Genomic DNA, 18148 nt, shown 5'->3' on the forward strand with positions numbered 1-18148 from the left:
CAGCGGGCAGCGGGCAGCGGGCAGCGGGCAGCGGGCAGCGGGCAGCGGGCAGCGGGCAGCGGGCAGCGGGCAGCGGGCAGCGGGCAGCGGGCAGCGGGCAGCGGGCAGCAGGCAGCAGGCAGCAGGCAGCAGGCAGCAGGCAGCAGGCAGCAGGCAGCAGGCAGCAGGCAGCAGGCAGCAGGCAGCGAGTGTGCTTTTTGCCGTTCGTTCGGCCGGCGCCCTGCACCGACTCCTCGACGTCCTGCCGGTCTTCGAGGGCGACGAACGAATCGTCAGCCGCTTCACACTCGTCCCGGGCTCCGACTTCGACGTGGACGCCCTCTCGGCTCTCGACCGCTCCGGCGCCCGGTTCATCAGCTGGAACACCGCACGCAGCCAGGCGCATGACCTGATCCTGACGGCGAGCCCCAAAGGCGCGATACGGGTCCTGCCCGGCCCACAGGTACTGCTCCCCCACGGCGCCGGGTTCAACAAGGCGATTCCGCAAGAAGGTTCGCCCCATCTGCCGTCCGGCCTCGACCCCCACTACCTGCTCGTCGACGGCACGCCCTGGGCAACCCTCCACGCCCTCGCCCACGGCGACCAGCTCGACCGCCTCGCCGAACTCTGCCCACCGGCGGCGGCCAGGGCCACGGTCGTGGGCGATCCGACGCTGGACCGCGTACTCGTGTCGCTCGCCCACCGGGACGAATACCGTGCCGCCCTGGGCACGGGCGAACGCCGGCTCGTCGTGCTCACCTCCACCTGGGGGTCCGAATCACTGCTGGCGCGGCGGCCGGAGCTGCCCGCCGAACTCGCGGGTGTCCTCCCCCACGACGCGTACCAACTGGCGCTCGTCCTGCACCCCAACGAGCACAGCCGCATCGGTGCGTACGACCTCTCCCGGCACCTCGCGCCCGCGTTGCGCGCGGGGGTGATCCTGGCCCGGCCGCATGAGGAATGGGCGACTCTCCTGGTCGCCTGCGACGCCGTCGTCACCGACCACGGCTCCACCGCCCTCTACGCCGCCGCCCTGGGCCGGCCCGTCGTCGGTGCCTACGACGGTGGCAGCGAGCTGATACCCGGGAGTCCGATGGCCACCCTGCTGGAGCAGGCACCGCGGCTGGCCGGACCCGCCGGTCTGGCGGAGGCCCTGCGGGCGGCAGTGGCCCAGGATGTCCGCAAGTGCGCCGACGCGGCCTTCGACCTGCCGGGCGAGTCACTGTCGCGGCTCCGCGACGAGCTGTACCGGCTGCTGGAACTACCGCCCAGGACAGCGCCGGTGCAGCCACCCCCGCTTCCCTGCCCGAGCACGCCGACCGCGGCGACCGGCCGGCCCAGGGCCCACGCGGTACGGGCCCGGGTCAGCGCGACCCGGATCGGCATCGAGCGTTTCCCCGTCGCCTCGTCCGTGGCGGCGCACCACGTGGCGGCCGAGTACCCGGACGCCGGACCGCGGGAGACGCAGAGCGCGGCGGTGCTGTGGCGCCGTTCCCGGCCCGTTCCCCGTACACCGCACACGAGCACGTGGACGGCCGGCGGCTGGACGGCGAAGATCCTCGACGAGGCCCCTGGCTGCCGGACGGCGGCCGCGATCCTCACACCGGAGCGGTGTCTGGTGAGGCACCGCTCCGCCGGACTGTTCAGTGTCGGCATCGAGCCGCGCAGGACGGGCGGGCGCGTGCTCCGGGTTGATCCGGCGGCCGTGATCTCGGCGGTCCACGCCTGGCTGGCCACGGCCTCCGAACGCACGGTCCCGGTCACGCTCGTGTGCGACGTCGGCCCGCTCTCCGTCCGGGCCGTCCTGACGCCGGCGGACCGGTCCGACCTCGACTACGAGCTCTGACCCGCGCCCGACAGGCCACCCGAACGTTCGACCAGCAGCCGAGCCGCCGTCCGATGCTCTTCCGCCTCCGCGCCCTCCCCCGTCTCGTCGGCGAGAACTGCGAGCTCCTCCAGGACGCGCACCTCGTCAGCGGTAGAGCCCCGCTTCCTGGCTCCGTCCAGGGCGGACCGGACCAGCGCGGCCGCCTCCGCCGCCCGCCCGACACGGCGCAGCGCACGCCCGAGTTCGAAGCCGGTGCGTGCGGTCATCCGCTCCCGGCTCTGCTCACGGGCCATACGGTGCGCGTCCGTCAGCAGGTCGACCGCCCGTCCGTGCTCGCCCATGCCGAGGGCGGCGCACCCGAGGAGGTAGGTCTGGAGCAGCACGCCGTACGCGTTCCCGATCGCCGCATGCTCCTGCCGGGCGCTCTCGAAATCCACCACGGCGGATGCCCAGTCGCCTCGGACGGACTTCAGCTTGCCCCGGAACTCCACCACCGAGGCCTTGAGCTTCCGTTCCTTCTCCGAATCCCCCAGGGTCCCGGCGGCGCTCACCGCGTGCCGCAGTTGCTCCGCCGCTTCCTCGTACCGCTCCTGTTCCCACAGGGGCCTGGCCAGTTGGCAGCGCATCCGGATCAACGCCGGCAGGTGTTCCATGTGCTCGGCGGCCGTCACTCCCCGGCGGAAGGCGTCCGTGACGTCCGCGTAGTGCTGGTGGTCGAGGAAATGCGTCCACAGCGGCTCGCACAGGGCCCACACGTCCTCGTACAGGCCGGATTCGGAGGCGAGCCGGACACAGCCGTACAGGGCGAGCCGCTGGGACTCCATCCACCGCAACGCCTCCGCCTTGCCGCCGAACTCGACGTCCGGGACGTCGGGGACGGGCGGACCGGGCGCCGCGAACGTCATGCGCGGACCGGCCGCGAGGAGATCGGCCCGGATGGCCTGACGCCGGTACCAGCGGATCAGCCGACGGCGAGCCTCCCGCCGTTTCGTCCCGGAGGGATCCGCCTCGCGGGAGCGGCGCTCGGCGTGTCCGCGCAGCAGATCGTGGATCCGGTGGCCTTCCGGCCGGTTCTCCAGGAGACCTGCCGCCTCCAGTTCCTCCAGCGCGTCCTCGGCCGGCTGCGGACCGCCGGCCAGGAGGACGGCGGCGGCCGGAGCGGTGACCACGGGGGCGGGGAACTCCGGCAACAGGCGGTACAGCCGCGCGGCCTCCGGCCCGAGCCCGGCGTACGCCGCGTCCCACACCGCCTCCACCATCGGAATCCCCCTCTCGTGCAGCTCCGCCGTGAGCTCGGCGACCAGACGGGTCAGACTGCGCCGCCGGTGCCTGCGGATCCACTGACCGGCCACGCGGAGCGCCGCCGGCAGCCCGCCACAGCCCCGGGCGAGCTCCACCAGGGCGTCCGGTTCCTCCCCCAACCGCGGGTCGTCCACCATGTGCCGCAGCAGCCGCACGGCGTCGTCGACGGCCAGCGGGCTCATCGGCACCTCCACCGTGGCCACTCCGTCGAGGTCGTACAACTGCCCCTGACTGGTCACGATCGCCAGGCTCTCCGCCGACGACGGAAGCAGCGGCAGGACCTCGGCACCGAACCGGGCGTTGTCGACCACCACAAGCAGCCGCTTGCCCCGCGTACGCGTCCAGTACTGCTTCGAACGCCCGCCGAGCGACCGTTCCAGCCACTCCGGAGAGACCCCCAGCCCGGTCAGCAGTTCACCGACCGCGTCCGCGACCTCGACCACTCCGTCCCGGCGCAGGTCGTCCAGGTCGACGTACAGCACCCCGTCCGGAAACCGGTCACTGATCCGGCGTGCGACGTGGAACCCCAGCGCTGTCTTGCCGACCCCACCGATCCCCGTCAACGCGACGACCAAGGGGCCACCGCGGTCCGCCTGACCGCTCACGGCCCGCAGGATGCGTTCCTGTTCGGATCGCCGGTCCTCGAAGTGAGCGAGGGCGGGCGGGAGCTGATACGGAGTCGATGGAGGGGAACCGGCCGCGACATGCACGTGATGGTGCACCTCACCGATGTCCCGGGCCTGGTAGACCGCCCCTACCTGCGGCTCCCCGCCCAAGCTGTTGTACGTGTCCTCGGCCACGCGCCAAACCCTACGCCGATCACGTGGGTTTGACGGGCGAACAGCTATGTTCTTCTGTCGCCCCGAAGCCCCTGCGAAGGACCACACCGACGCCCTACTATGTGCACCCACCACAGACAACCCAGGGAGCGCGTCCATGGATCCGATCTCCGTAAGCGTTCTCGCGGCCCTCGTCGGAGGCGCCGGCGGAGAAGCCGGCCGCCAGGCCTGGCAGGGCCTGGCCACCCTGGTCCGCCGTCCCTTCCGCCGCGACGACGACACCCCCGGTTCGGACCCCCTGCCCCACATCAGCACCGGCCTCCCCGAACTCACCGCCCTCCAGAACGCCCCCACCGACCCGGCCCGAGCCCAGGCCCTCGTCACGGCACTCAGCGTCCGCGCCGCCCTGGACGCCGAGTTCCGCGGTTTCCTGGAGGAATGGTGGCAGCGCGCCCAGTCGGTGGGAACCGGCGGCAACGTCCACAACAACATCGGCGGCGGCACCTACAACGCGCCTGTCGTGCAAGGGCGGGACTTCTCGGGAATCTCGTTCACCACGCCGCCGGCGGGGCCGTAGGGCCGCCCGGCCCGACCGTCGGAGTCGAGGGAGCTCACTGAGTCGTCGGAGCCGAACACGCGGCGTGCGGCACGGCGCCAGCGGTTGGCAGGTAGGAGCGGGCGCAGGGTCGCCAGGGCCCCGCAGTATTTGGTGAAGACAGCCGGCCGCAGTCCGCAGGAGTGCAGCATCCGGTCGACGTCGCTGAGGTGTCCGGCCGTCTTCGTCTCGACCAGCACGAGATCGGCGTCGCAGCGCACCATGCGCCCCGTACCCAGATCGGCGCAGGACAGTCCCGCGTCGCAGGTGATGCGCTCACCGTCGCCGACCAGCGTCGCGCGCAGGTAGTCGGTACTGAGGGAGGGGCTCAGCGCGTCCGGTGCGGCGATCCCGTAGGCGCACCGCAGGGTCTCCGCGAGAAACGTCCGGGAGCCGGCGTCCGTCGGTGCCTCCGAACCGGACAGGAGGCGGCGGTGTTTGGCCGTACTCCCCCGCCCTCCCTTCACCTTGATCTCGAACTGCCGCTCTCCGGAGTCCTTGTACACCCGCTCGCGGATCTTGAAGCGGGCTCTGCGCCCCTGCCGGTGGTCGTGGAAGGAGCGCAAACCGGGGGTGTCGTAGTAGACGGAGTGGTAGCGGAAGACGCGCCGTCCGCCGATGGCCAGCGCACGGAACGGACCGCCGGGACGTCGGGGGTCGGTGAGGCACTCCGCGATGCGCAGGAAGGTGTCCGCGGGGACGAGGTAGCTGCGGTCGAAGCGGACCAGCAACTCCGAGCGTTCGTTGACCTCGGCCAGGGAGATCGGTGCGGCACCATCGACCGCGTCGGCGATGACTTCGGTGGCGGTCGGCGTGCTCACACCGGCTCCCCGGCCGGGACCCTGCGACGGACCTGCTCGGAGACGGCGGCCGGACCGGATCCCCCGCCCGGCCGGGGCTCGCGGTAGCGCACGTCCACAACCATCAGGTCGCGCACGAAGTCCACTTCCCTCACCGTCCAGTTGAGCGGCTCCCCCAGCCGCAGGGCAAGATCGGTGCGCAGTGCGGCGGGGCATCCGTGCACGGTGTCGAGGGTGACGACGGCCCGGCGGGACCGGGCCAGGAGGCGGGGACTGTCTGCTGCCCATACGACCAGCAGCAGGATCCCGCTCAGACCGGCCTTGGCGGGGAGCGCCAACTGCGGGAGACCGCAGACCAGTCCGAGGACGAGCGTCGTGAAGTAGTACGCGACCTCCTCGTGCTGCACCGCGTCGGACCGCAGCCGGACGATGGACAGCACCCCGAACAGACCGAAGCCCAGCGTCGCCCCACCGCTGCCGCCGGCCTCGGCGAGAGCAACGACGACGGTGAACAGCCCGGCGTTCAGCGCCAGATAGGCCGGCACGAGATCGCGGCGGCGATGGCGCGGATAGTAGATGGCGAGGGTCAGCAAGCAGACGGCGATGAGGTCGAGTGCCGTGTAGGCGGCGATGTGCCGCAGAGCGTCCATGACGTGACTCCCCCTGTGCGTCGAGTGGAACACAGAGAGTAGCCGGATCGCGACTGAACGCGTCGGGCCTGTGGAGAAACGTCTCTCCACAGCGCTTCGCAACGCAAGGGCCGGGGGCAGGCACGCGGTGAAGTGATGGCCCCCGCTGTAGACACCGGGCTCCGGCTTGAAGCATGATCGCCAAGCCGTCCAGCATCTCCTCCACGCCGTGAAGCGGGGCACGGGCCGGACGAGGCGGGCCACCCGCCCCGGTATCGTAGGTCCCCTCTCCTGATCAGTCCGATCCTCAGAAGGGTTGCCCCGCCGCTTGAATTGCTATACGCAACCATGACCGCGAACCGCGAACCGCGAACCGCGAACCGCGAACCGCGAACCGCGAACCGCGAACCGCGAACCGCGAACCGCGAACCGGCTGAGTCGCACCTGGCCGCCGAGAGGCCTCGGCTAGTCGTCCGGAGCGGCCGTGGACGGTAGGGGCGGCACTCATCTTCGTGTTCCCGTGGGCGACGACGCGCATCGGTGGAGCACGTTCCACGGCGAGAAGACGCTGGTCGTGGCAGCGCGCACGGTCACCTCGACCGCCCGGGTTCTGGAATGTCTGCCGGCACTCCTACGGGATGACAACCGGGTCACCGTCGTGTTCGCCTACGACCCCACGTCCGCCTTCAACGACGGAGTTCTCGATCTGCTCCGTGACGCCGGCTGCCGGATCATGCCCTGGTCACAGCTGGGGAGCATCGCAGCTGACCTCATCCTGTCCGCCAGCGAGAACATCGAGGTTCCTCAAGGCGACTGCCCGGTCCTTGTACTCCCGCACGGCATCGGCTTCCAAAAGCTCGTGCCGGATTCCCGGACCCCACGGTCCCGGTTGTCCGGCGTCGTACCGGACTCGCTGCTCGAGTCCGGGCGGGCATGGCTGGCCGTATCGCACCCTGATCAGGAAGAGCAGCTACTCGTCACCCATCCGAAGACCTCGGGCCGCACACTGTTGATCGGGGACCCGTGCTTCGACGAGCTGGCCATCAGTCTCCCTCAAGCCTCCGCCTACCGGCGCGCCCTGGGTGTTGCCGATGGCCGGCGTCTTGTCGTGGTCAGCTCCACCTGGGGCCCGACGTCGTTGCTCGGCCGGCACCCGCAGTTGCCTGCCGAGCTGCTGGCCTCGCTGCCCTATGACGAGTACCGGGTAGCTGCGATCATCCATCCCAATGTGTGGTCCTCACACGGGTCCTGGCAGATCCGTACCCTGCAGGCTGCGGCGCTGGAGGCCGGGCTGCTGCTGATGCCGACGATCCACGCCTGGCGGTCCGCGCTCGTCGCGGGGTCCGTCGTCGTAGGGGACCATGGGTCGGTGACGCTCATGGGCGCCGCGCTCGGCAAACCAACACTGCTCGCGGCTTTCGGCAGTGACGCGGTATCCGGCACAGCGGTCGCCCACCTGGGGCGATCCGCGCCCCGCCTCGATCCGCAAGGCAACCTGCGCCGGCAAATCGAGGCCGCAGTGCAGGACCACACTCCCGAGCGATACGCCGCGATCTCCGAGCTCGCCTTCGCGGAACCGGGACAGGCTCTCGCTCGGCTCCGTACGACTCTGTACCGCCTGCTGAAGCTGACGGAGCCCGCCTCCGGTCCACCGCCCCTGCTGTCGCTGCCCCAGCCCGACCCGCCGGGCACGACCGTTACCTCATGGATGGTGACGACCGCCGTCACCTCGTCCGCAGCCGGACACCCCTTGGTCACGGTACGGCGTCACCCTGCGGCCGTTTCCGGCAACCGCGAGGAGGCAGCTGATACGTATCTGCATCTTGCTTGCGACGAGGAGGAACGTGACCACCGTCTCACTGAGAGCGCCTCGGTACTGGTGCGGCGACGCTTTGCTCCCACCACCATCAGCGCCCTTGTCTGGATCCAGGACGCACTGAGCCGTTTCCCCGGCAGCCGCGTCGTTGCCGTGGCGCTGAGCACAGGCGGCTTCCTGATGGGCACACGTGACGGGCGGATCGTGGAGGCGACAGTCACCGGTCCGGTCATCGCCCCGGGGCTGCCTGCGGCCTTGGTCTACAGCTGTCTGCGTGCCGGGCTCCCACTCGACGATGCTTTCATGACGTTGCGCATCGGTGACGTGCGTGAGGAAGACGTCACGCTGCGCCTGCGGCCTCTGCCACCGACCGGCTCCTGGCCCTGAGACGAGACTGCCCCGTCAGCCCGTACCGTCGTCCGATACCTCCATGCGGTCAAGGCGTTCCGACAGCTTCTCGGCTTCCGGGCTGCCGCCTGCCTGGTAGATCTCACGGGCCCGCGTCAGGTGTTCGCGTACGGCGTCCTGGGCGCCGCCCGTCCGCTCGATGATGTCCGCGAGCCGGAGCCGGGCCTGCGCCTCGTAGTGGCTCGCCTGCACCGCCTCAAGTTCCCGGACAGCGTCACTCAGTACACGCCTCGCCGTGTCCATGTCGCCGAGGTGCTCGTGGACGGTACCGATGGCAATCATGGCCCTGGCGGCCATACGCCTGTCACGGCGGTCCACGAGTCCCTGGTGGGCGCTGCGCAGAGTGGCCAGCGCCTTGTGATGGTGGCCGGCAGCGTCCTGCGCGCAGCCCAGGAAGTACGTGGCGATGGCCACCCCGCGCCACTCCTCGGCCATGACATTGAGCTCGACCGACCGCCGGTACGCCTGTACGGCGTGGTCGGCGTCGAAGCGGTCCCAGTAGCGCCCGAAGAACTCGTGGACGGAGGCGCCCAGTGCTGTGTGAGCAGAGACCTCCGCACACGCGACGGCTGTCTCGAGCTCCGTGCGCGCCTGGTCGTACTGCCCGAGGTCCATGAGCGGACGCGACAACAGGCTGCGCATCCGTGCCTCCGCCGCCGGCACCATGGCCTCGGCCGCAGCCCTCGCGCCCAGCTCCAGGGACTCCTTCCACTCCCCCAAGTAGCGGCGGTGCAGGAACAGCACGGTGAAGGCCTCCGCCAGCTGCCACACATGTTTGTGCAGAGCCAGTCGTGATGCCTCCCGTAGTACGGCGAGGATCGTGGCGCGCTCAGTGTCCAGCCACTCCAGAGGGGCCGGCCCCTCTTTGGCCGAGAAGGGGTCCGGGGCGTCGTGAAGGAGGTCGGTCAGGTTCGCAATCCGCAACCGGTCCTCCCGTACGGCACGGTCGGCGAATGCAGTGAGAACGAGATAGTGGGTGGCCACGCGCTCCACCACTTCGCGCCGCACGGACCGCGGCTCCTGCCGCTCGGCGCACTCCCGGGCGTGCAGGCGCACAAGGTCGTGGAAGCGGTAGCGACGATCCTCCGTCATATCGAGGAGGTGCGACTTCACCAGGGTGCCCAGCAGAACCTTGGCCGTCGGCACGTCGATGTCCGCGGCGCAGGCGACCGTCCCGGCATCGAAGACGCGACCGGGAAACCATCCCAGGATGCGGTACAACTGGGCAGCGCCTGGTGGCAGATCGCGGTAGCTCACTTCGAGTACGGCGGACACGGAGTGGTCCCCTCCCAGCGACAGCCCTTGCAGGCGGCGGGTTTCGTCAGCCAGCTCCTCAGCGAGCTCACTCATCGTCACGTCGCCCGCGGTCAGGAGGCGTGCTGCCACCAGCTGCAGGGCCTTCGGCAGGCCCCCGCAGAACCCCACGAGTCGCTCGGCCGCCTGCCGCTCGGAGGCCACGGCCGCTTCGCCGCACCGGTCGGCCAGCAACCGCAGGCCGCTGTTCACATCCAGTGGGGCCAGGTGAACCGGACGAGCCCCGTCCAAGGCCAGTTCGGAAAGCCTGCCGTTGCTCGTGACCAGCACGACGCTCCCCGGCCCCTTGGGTACGAGGGGTCTGACCTGGGCGGGCTGGTTGACGTCGTCGAGAAGCACCAAGATGCACCGGCCCGCGGTCCTCGACCGGAACAGCGAAGCCCGCTCTTCCAAGGACTTCGGGATGTAGGCATCCTCCACCCCAAGGGCCCTCAGGCACATGCCCACCGCCTCTGACACATCACCCCCCGCCCGGCTGCGCAGCGCCGCATAGTCGACGTAGATCTGCCCGTCCGGGAACTGCTCCCGAGCCTGGTCCGCCCACCGGCAGGCCATAGCGGTCTTACCGACTCCAGGCATCCCCGAGATCACGCCATAACCCACTCTGCCCGAGCCGCTTCCACTCTCACTCAAACAGTCGTCCAGCGATGCAAGATCCGCCGAGCGGTTGATGAACCTGACCGTCAGCGAGGGCACTTGATCCGGTCTGGCCTCGGGACCGGACGGGGACGACGCCTGCACGTTAAACGTGATGCCGCCATAAATGCGCTGCGCCTGAATGCTCGGTCCGTTGACGCTCCCGGACAGCTCGTTCCTGACGAACGGATCCGCGCGCCGATCACCGAAACCCTCAGTCACCTCACTGCCCCGCACTCTGTGCCGGCGGAACGGGCCCCGAGTTGTGGAACGTGAGGTTGGAGAACTGCTGCCCCTGAAGCACGGGCCCGTTCTGTACACCACCACTGACACTGTTGTGCACGGTGACGGACGTGTCACTTCCCGCTCCCGGCGCAAGCTCCGCCAGCATCAACCGAAGCTCCTCCGCAGCCCCAGGGTCTGCCTGTAGAGCACGACGCAGCTTCATCCGCCACTCCGCCTCGATGTCCGCCATGGCCAGTTCGTCCTCAGACTCACGAGCCACCACGAGCTCTTCCCCGGACAACCGCAGCTCCTCGTCGACTGCCCCACCAGCCCCACGCCGGGCAAAGAACCGCACCACCCGCTCACGCGCCTGCGACCAGGTCTCCGACACCATCAGCCCGACCAACGTCGTCGCCCCCGACGCCGCCAGCGCCGCCAATTCGGCCTCCATCGATCCCCCTCGCACCACAGACCGGCCAGCTCACCGAAGCCACCGTAGGGAGATCACGGGGACTTGGGTAGTCGGCAATCGGCGTGGCAGCCTCCGTCGATCGCGCCAGTCACCCTTACGGACCGCAGACGCTCCAGTGCCTCCCATCCTCCCCAGGCCAGGCCTGGTGCCTGCCACCCGCCCAAACAGTGGGCCGCCGCTCGGCGGCGTTTCCTGACTTCCCTGCCGGACACGACGCCGGCTCGTTTCGCGGGCAGTTCGGCGGGCATCGGGCGGCCTGCCATCACGAATCCGGGCTCGGCCTGCGCCGCAATCAGCGGGAGTCCGCCCCGGGATATGCCCCGGGATACGCGTCGGGGAGAATGCCGGGACGATGACGTCACAGCCTTCCGGTCCGCGCGGCGGCGGGTACGCGCCGTTCGCCCATCTGACCGCGCCGAACGCCGCCCTCTACCGTCGGGTGATGCGTGCGTTCCTCACGGCGAAAGACCGTTTCGCGGTGCATCTGCGGCCCGAGGACGTGCATGCCGCGCTGCCACCGGAGCACCGGCCTCCAGACTTGGAAGCGGTGGTGAAGGCGCTGGACAGCCTTGTGGAGTGGGGCAATCTGCGAGCGGACCCGGATACCTCCCGGGTCACCGCGGTCGAGGACTTCTACCGGAAGCGGTTCATCTACCAGCTCACACAGGCCGGGGAAGCTGCCGAGCAGGCATTGTCGGTGTACGACGAGGCGCTGGGGCGGCGCGGTGCCCTCCAGGCGGTGGCGCTGCATGACATCGTCACCCACCTGCGGTCCCTGCTGGTAATCATCACCGAGCAGGAGCATGGCGAGCCGGACGCGGCCAAGGCGCACCTGACGCTGACGGCACTGACGGACCGGTTCGAGGCTCTGGCGGAAAACGCCCGGGCCTTCATGGGGTCGTTGCAGCGCACCATCGACCTGCACGGCGTGGAGATCGAGGTGTTCCTTGCCTACAAGGACCGGCTGATCCAGTACCTGGAGCGGTTCATCCAGGACCTGATCACGCTGGGCGGGCGGATCGCGGTGCTCATCGGTGAGCTGGAGCAGGGCGGCCGGGCCCGTGTGCTGCTGCGGTTGGCAGCAGCCCGGGAAGCCGCCGACGCCGCGCCCGAGGACGCGGAGAGCGCCGAAGAAGCGTACGTGCGGTGGGCGTCCAAGTGGTCGGGGCTTTCGGCATGGTTCGTGTCCACGGACGGCCGCGAGTCGCAGGCCCGGCTGCTGCGCGGGCGGGCCCTCGGGGCGATTCCGCAGCTCCTGGCGGTCGTACGCCAGTTGAACGAAAGGCGAGCCGGACGTTCGGACCGGTCCGCGGACTTCCGCACGCTGGCCCGCTGGTTCGCCGAGGCACCGGACGACGAGGCGCGGCACCGGCTGTGGCGTGCTGCCTTCGGTCTGTATTCCGCACGTCACCTCACCGTGGATGCCGAGACCGTCGCTGAGCGCGCGGTCCGCCCAGTCCCCCCGTCCACGCCATGGGCCGAGGCCGAGCCGCTGCGGATCAGCCCGCAGCTACGTCGTACTGGCAGCTACGAACGTCGTGGCAGGGCCCGCCGGGTGCAGGACCGGTCCGAGCAGCGGCGGGAGCTCGCCGCGATCGCCGCCAAGCAGGCGCAGGAGATCGCCGCCGCCCGCGCCCGCCTCGCGACGGACGGCGTCATTCGGCTGTCCGGGCTCGGAGAGCTCGACCCGATGGCGTTCGGGCTGTTTCTGCAGCTGCTCGGCGACGCTCTGGCCACTTGGCGACCGGGCATGACGAGCACGGTGGCGACCAGCAACGACGGCTCGATGGAGATCCGGCTGACGGCGCTCGCCGACGGATCGACGGCCGAGATCCGCACACCCGGCGGGGTCTTCCGCGGTCCCGACCACTTAGTCGAGATCACCGACCTGGCGTCGCCCGGGATGTCAGGGCTGGATGACGCGCCGGTGCAGGAGGAGCGATGACCACACCCCTGGGCGAGGTGCTGGACGGGCGGCGCACGGCCGAGATGCACAAGGCCGCCCGGGCACTGCTGAAAGAACCGCTGCTGCTGGCGCAGGGGCCGTACGCAGACGAGCTCCGCCTGGTGCGGCAGTACGCGGCTGTGCTGCGCGAGTGGTTCGAGCGCAACACCGGCTGGTCGCTGCGGGTGGACGCGGAGGCCGCCCGGCTGGCCCGGACGCCCGGCAGTCCGGCCGACCCCACGCATCCGGCGCGCGAGGCATCCCGTGCCCGCGCCGCGTTCACACGCCGCCGGTACGTGCTGCTGTGCCTCGCGCTGGCCGCGCTGGAGCGGGGCGAGGCACAGATCGCTCTGGGCCGCCTGGCCGAGCAGGTGGTGCTGGACGCCGCCGACCCCCATTTGAGCGCCGCTGGGGTGGAGTTCACCATGGAGCGCCGCGACGAACGCCTGGACCTGGCGGCGGTGGTCCGGCTGCTCCTGCGCTACGGGGTGTTGCGACGGGTGGCCGGCGAGGAGGAGGCGTATGTCACGGGAACCGGCGATGTGCTCTACGACGTGCAGCGCCGCATCCTGGCGGGGCTTCTGGCCGCCCGCCGCGGCCCGTCGACGATCACCTCGGTGGACTTCGAGACCCGGCTGGCCGAGCTGACCGCCGAGTCTGCGCTGGACAGCGACGAACTCCGCTTCCGCGCCATCCGCCAGACGCTGACCCGGCGGCTGCTGGACGACCCGGTGCTGTACTACGACGAACTGAGCGACGAGGAACTCGCCTACCTGACCCGCCAGCGCGCCTTTCTCACCGCTCGTATCACCGAACTCACCGGCCTGGTCCCGGAGGTGCGTGCCGAGGGCATCGCCATGGTCGACCCGCTGGACGATCTGACCGACGTGCGGATGCCCGAGCAGGGCACACATGGGCACATCACCCTGCTGCTCGCCGAACACCTGGCGGCCACAGGCGGCGAGGTGAGCCGCGGTGATCTGGAGCGCCGGGTGCGGGAGCTGGCCGCCGAACACGGTGCCTTCTGGTCGAAGAGCGCCAAACAGCCCGGCGCGGAAGCGGAGCTGGTCGGCCACGCGCTGGAGAGGCTGACCGCGCTCGGCCTGGTCACTCATACCGCAGGGGGCGTCACCGCGTTGCCGGCGCTCGCGCGGTACGCGGTCGGTGAGCCAGTCATGACGCAACCGGGGCCGCCCGCCTCCCGCGTTTCCCGCACCTCTCGGCGAAAGGCACCGCAGCCGTGACCATCCTGCCCGACCCCACGCCCGGCCGGTGGCGGCCGCTGCGCATCGGCCTGGTCGACCTCTTCCACTACGACACCGAGGAGTTCCGGTTCCGCGATGGCCGCTTGCTGCTGCGCGGGAACAACGGCACCGGCAAGTCCAAGGTCCTCGCTCTCACCCTTCCCTTCCTCCTGGACGGCGACCTGTCGGCGCGGCGTGTGGAGCCCGACGCCGACCCGGGCAAGCGCATGGAGTGGAACCTGCTGCTCGGCGGCCGGCACCCGTACCCCGAGCGGCTGGGCTACACCTGGATCGAGTTCGGCCGCCGCGAGAAGGATTCGGGCCGGGCGCACTTCCGAACGCTGCTGTGCGGCCTGAAGGCCGTATCGGGCCGCGGTATCGCCCGCCACTGGTACGCGGTCACCGAACAGCGCGTCGGCGAGGAGCTGAGCCTGCTCGACGCGACCGGCACAGCGTTGTCACGGGACCGTTTGGCGGAAGCCGTCGCTGGGCGCGGAATGGTCTACGACCAGGCGAAGGCGTACCGCAGGGCGGTCGACGAGGCCCTTTTCGGGCTGGGTGAGCGGCGCTACGCAGCCCTGGTGGAGCTGCTCATCCAGCTGCGCCAGCCTCAGCTGTCCAAGCGGCCCAACGAGGCGGCGCTCTCCCGCGCTCTGACCGAGGCGCTGTCGCCCATGGACCAGGCGGTGATCGCTGATGTGGCCGAGGCGTTCCGGTCCCTGGACGACGAGAAGGAGGAGCTGCGGGCGGCCAGTGAGGCCGAGCGGGCCGCATCGGCTTTCCTCGGCCACTACCGCCGCTACGCTCGTGTGGCGACCCGCAGGCGGGCCCGGCTGCCTCGTAGCGAGCACGCCCGCTACGAACAGCTGCACCGCGACCTGTCCCGGGCACGGTCCGAACGGGAGGAGGCCGAGCGGCAACGGATCGAGGCCGCCGAGCGGATAACTCAGCTGGAGGAGACGGCCGTGCGGCTGGCCGCCCAGGACGCCGCGCTGCGCACGGGTCCGGAGATGCGCAGCGCCCGGGAACTGGAGCAGGCGGCAGCCGACGCGCGCCGCACCGCCGACGAGCGGACCCGTGCCGAGAGCGACCGGGAGCAGGCGGCCCAGGCCCACTCCCGCGCCCTGGGCCGCCTGGCGAACGCCGAAGGACGGCTGACCGCAGCCGAGCAGCACGTCGGGAACACATGGGACCAGGCACGTGAGACGGCCCTGGCGGCCCGGCTGGACGACGTGCTCGGCGACGACGCGGCGCCGGAGGCCGAACTGCGCCGGGCGGCCGAGGAGTCGGTGGCTCGCAAGCGGCGCGCCCTCGACCACGTGGAGAAGCTGGCCGCCGAAGCCGAACAGGCCGCAGCCGAACGGCGGGACGCCACCCGGCGCCTGGACGAGGTCCAGACGGAGGTCGCCCACACCGCCGAACGCAAGGCTCAGGCGGAGACGTCCGTCGAGGAGGCAGGGCTGGAGCTGGTCTCCGCCGTACGCGAACACCTTGACCAGTGCGCGGAACTGGATCTTGCCGACCGGACCGGGCTCCTGGACGCTTTGCAGGACTGGGTTACGCACCTGCACGGCCCCGGCCCCGCCCGGGAACAGACCGCGGCGGCCCACCGCGCACGGGCCGCGGATCTGGCCGACCGGGCCGCCGCATTCGGCCGCCGTCTGGCCGAGCTGACCGAGCAGCGCACCGCCGCCGAACGGGAGCTGGCCGAGCTGGAGGACGGAGGCCAGAGGGGCCCGGCGGCACCCCACACCCGCGCCCCTGGCTTGCGCGACCGGATCCCGGGAGCACCCATGTGGCGGCTGGTCGACTTCCACGACCACGTCACCCCCGACCAACGGGCAGGGCTGGAAGCCGCGCTGGAGGCTGCGGGGCTCCTGGACGCGTGGGTATGCCCCGACGGCACCATCTTGGAGCCGGCCGGGCACGACGTGCTGCTGTCCCCACTGTCTTCGGACGCGGCGCCCACCGGACCCGTGCTCGCCGGCATGCTGCGGCCCGCCGTCGACCACGGAGATCCCCGGGCCACTCAGGTCGGTGAACAGGCGGTGTCCGCGCTCCTGGCGGCCATTGGTCTCGGGGACACCGATGGCCCCGGCACCTGGGTGGCCGCGGACGGCCGGTTCCGCGTCGGCGCGCTGACCGGCAGCTGGTCGAAGAAGACCGCCGTGTACGTGGGCGAAGGCGCCCGTGAGGAAGCCCGCCGCGTCCGGATCACCGCCCTGCGCGGCGAACTGGATGCCCTCGCGGACAGCACGGCCCGCCTCGAAACCGAACGCGCCACGGTGACCGAACGTCGCCGCGTCCTTGACGCCGAACTGGCCGCCGTCCCCGACGAGGCCACGCTGCGCCACGCCCACGCGGTAGCCGCCGCGGCGGCGGACGCCGCCCATCGGGCCCGCGCCCGCCAAGAGGAACGCACGGCCGAACTCACCGAGGCGGCCGGCCGGGAGACCGAGACGGCCACCGAACTGACCGAGACGGCCGAAGCCGTGAACCTGCCCGCCGACCGGACGGCCCTCACGGCCGTCCGTCAGGCATTGGCCGATCACACAGTTGCCCTCGCCGCTCTGTGGCCCGCCCTGCGCGAGCGTGCCGAAGCGCGACGCGCCGTCGCCGACGAGCGGACGGAAACAGGCCGGACCGGGGAACGGGTGGCCGAACTGGACCGGCGCATGGCTCAGGCGGCCCGCCTGGCCGCCGCCGCGGACCAGCGCCACACCACGCTGCGCTCCACCGTCGGAGCCGCCGTCGCCGAGCTGGAGCGTCGTCTGGCCGAGACGGCCGACGCCCTCGTCGCGTGCGAGCGGGACCAGAAGCAGGCTCGTCACGACCACTCCGTCGCGGACCGTCGAACCGGTCGCGCCGAGGGCCGGATCGAGCAACTGGAGAAGGACGTCCACGAAGCGGCCACCACGCGCGGCGAGGCCATCACCGCTCTCCAGCGGTTCGCAGCCACCGGCCTGCTGACCGTCGCCCTGCCCGAGACGCCCGTGCCGCCACTGCATGGTGGCCCCTGGGCGGCCAGCCCCGCGATCACGCTCGCCCGCGCGATCGAAGCGGAACTGTCCGGCACGGACGACTCGGACGGCGCCTGGGAGCGTGTGCAGAAGCGGCTCAGTGAGGAGTACAAGAAACTCCAGGACGTCCTCTCCCGGGGCGGCCACAGCGCCACTGCTCACATGACCGAGGACGGGATGGTCGTCGACCTCGTCTACCAGGGCCGGGAACGAGCCGTCCCCGAGCTGGCCGAAGCCCTGGCCACCGAGGTCCAGGAGCTGACCCGCATCCTGTCGGCGCACGAGCGCGAGATCCTGGAGACCCATCTGCTGACCGAGGTCGCCGGCACCTTGCAGGAACTGATCGGCGCTGCCGAGCGCCAGGTGCACGCCATGAACACCGAACTCGAGCAGCGGCCAACTTCCACCGGCATGAAGCTGCGCCTGCTCTGGCGGCCCTCCCGCAAGGCACCGGCGGGACTGGCGCAGGCGCGGGCACGGCTGCGCCAGTCCGCCGACGCCTGGGCGACGGAGGAACGGACGGCGGTCGGCGAGTTCCTTCAGGCCCAGATCGCCCGCGCGCAGGCCGACGACGCGACCGGCAGCTGGCTCGACGTACTCACCACGGCGCTCGACTACCGCTCCTGGCACGAATTCGGCATCGAACGTCACCAGCACGGCACCTGGGTGCCGGCCACCGGACCCGCGTCCGGCGGAGAACGCGTCCTGGCTGTCTCGGTACCGCTGTTCGCCGCGGCCTCCGCGTACTACGCCACCGCCGCCTCGCACGCCCCGCGCCTGGTCACCCTGGACGAAGCCTTCGCCGGCGTCGACGACGACTCCCGCGCCAAGTGCCTGGGCCTGCTCCACGCCTTCGACCTGGACGTGATGATGACCAGCGAACGCGAATGGGCCTGCTACCCGCAGGTGCCCGGCATCGCCATCGCCCAGCTCTCCCGCGTCGACTACATCGACGCGGTCCTGGTGACCCGCTGGGAGTGGGACGGCACCCGGCGGGCACGGGTTGCCGACCCTGACCATCGTCTGGCGATGCTCCCCGCACCAGAGCACTCCCCCGAGGTACCGGAGCCCGAGTTCGCCGCCCCCGAGCAGGACGCCCTGTGGGAATGAAACCTGTGGGAACGAAGGAGAGCAGGAGACGATGGTGACGGTCATC

Annotated in this window: 11 protein-coding genes; 6 read left to right on the top strand and 5 right to left on the bottom strand. The window is 71.0% G+C overall.

Features of this window, described 5'->3' with window-relative positions; genetic code table 11:
• Positions 1–190: 190 nt before the first annotated feature.
• Entirely contained in the window at positions 191–1825 is a 1635-nt protein-coding gene (locus HN013_RS02700; RefSeq protein WP_171162514.1) for a translation initiation factor 2, read from the top strand.
• Here HN013_RS02700 and HN013_RS02705 read toward each other — a convergent pair.
• On the bottom strand, positions 1813–3909 hold the full coding sequence (locus tag HN013_RS02705) for an NB-ARC domain-containing protein (RefSeq protein ID WP_171162516.1): 2097 nt from the start codon (positions 3907–3909) through the stop codon (positions 1813–1815). The genes HN013_RS02700 and HN013_RS02705 overlap by 13 nt on opposite strands.
• Positions 3910–4045: 136 nt before the next feature.
• Here HN013_RS02705 and HN013_RS02710 point away from each other — a divergent pair, with 136 nt between their 5' ends.
• Positions 4046–4465, top strand: a complete 420-nt coding sequence (locus HN013_RS02710; protein ID WP_171162517.1) for a hypothetical protein — start codon at positions 4046–4048, stop codon at positions 4463–4465.
• Here HN013_RS02710 and HN013_RS02715 read toward each other — a convergent pair.
• Complete coding sequence (locus HN013_RS02715; protein WP_312018476.1) at positions 4393–5304, bottom strand: polyphosphate polymerase domain-containing protein; 912 nt, start codon at positions 5302–5304, stop codon at positions 4393–4395. The two genes, HN013_RS02710 and HN013_RS02715, sit on opposite strands and share 73 nt — an antisense overlap.
• Entirely contained in the window at positions 5301–5933 is a 633-nt protein-coding gene (locus HN013_RS02720; protein WP_171162519.1) for a DUF4956 domain-containing protein, read from the bottom strand. Before HN013_RS02720 ends, HN013_RS02715 begins: the two co-directional genes overlap by 4 nt.
• Positions 5934–6432: 499 nt before the next feature.
• Here HN013_RS02720 and HN013_RS02725 point away from each other — a divergent pair, with 499 nt between their 5' ends.
• Positions 6433–8115, top strand: a complete 1683-nt coding sequence (locus tag HN013_RS02725) for a hypothetical protein (RefSeq protein WP_171162521.1) — start codon at positions 6433–6435, stop codon at positions 8113–8115.
• 15 nt (positions 8116–8130) lie between these two features.
• Here the strand turns inward: HN013_RS02725 and HN013_RS02730 are convergent, their stop codons facing one another.
• Positions 8131–10308 (bottom strand): NB-ARC domain-containing protein, encoded by a 2178-nt coding sequence (locus HN013_RS02730; RefSeq protein ID WP_312018477.1) that lies wholly within the window; start codon positions 10306–10308, stop codon positions 8131–8133.
• 1 nt (position 10309) lies between these two features.
• Positions 10310–10762, bottom strand: a complete 453-nt coding sequence (locus HN013_RS02735) for a hypothetical protein (protein WP_171162524.1) — start codon at positions 10760–10762, stop codon at positions 10310–10312.
• Positions 10763–11135: 373 nt separating this feature from the next.
• Here HN013_RS02735 and HN013_RS02740 point away from each other — a divergent pair, with 373 nt between their 5' ends.
• The 3 genes from HN013_RS02740 to HN013_RS02750 are packed head-to-tail and all read left to right on the top strand — an operon-like array spanning position 11136 to position 18102.
• Positions 11136–12728, top strand: coding sequence for a TIGR02677 family protein (locus tag HN013_RS02740; RefSeq protein ID WP_171162526.1), 1593 nt, complete (start codon positions 11136–11138; stop codon positions 12726–12728).
• On the top strand, positions 12725–13972 hold the full coding sequence (locus HN013_RS02745; RefSeq protein WP_171162528.1) for a TIGR02678 family protein: 1248 nt from the start codon (positions 12725–12727) through the stop codon (positions 13970–13972). Before HN013_RS02740 ends, HN013_RS02745 begins: the two co-directional genes overlap by 4 nt.
• On the top strand, positions 13969–18102 hold the full coding sequence (locus HN013_RS02750) for a TIGR02680 family protein (RefSeq protein ID WP_171162530.1): 4134 nt from the start codon (positions 13969–13971) through the stop codon (positions 18100–18102). The genes HN013_RS02745 and HN013_RS02750 overlap by 4 nt, the downstream gene beginning before the upstream one ends.
• Positions 18103–18148: the final 46 nt, after the last annotated feature.

The sequence above is a fragment of the Streptomyces sp. I05A-00742 genome, from assembly GCF_013055795.1.
Classification (GTDB): domain Bacteria; phylum Actinomycetota; class Actinomycetes; order Streptomycetales; family Streptomycetaceae; genus Streptomyces.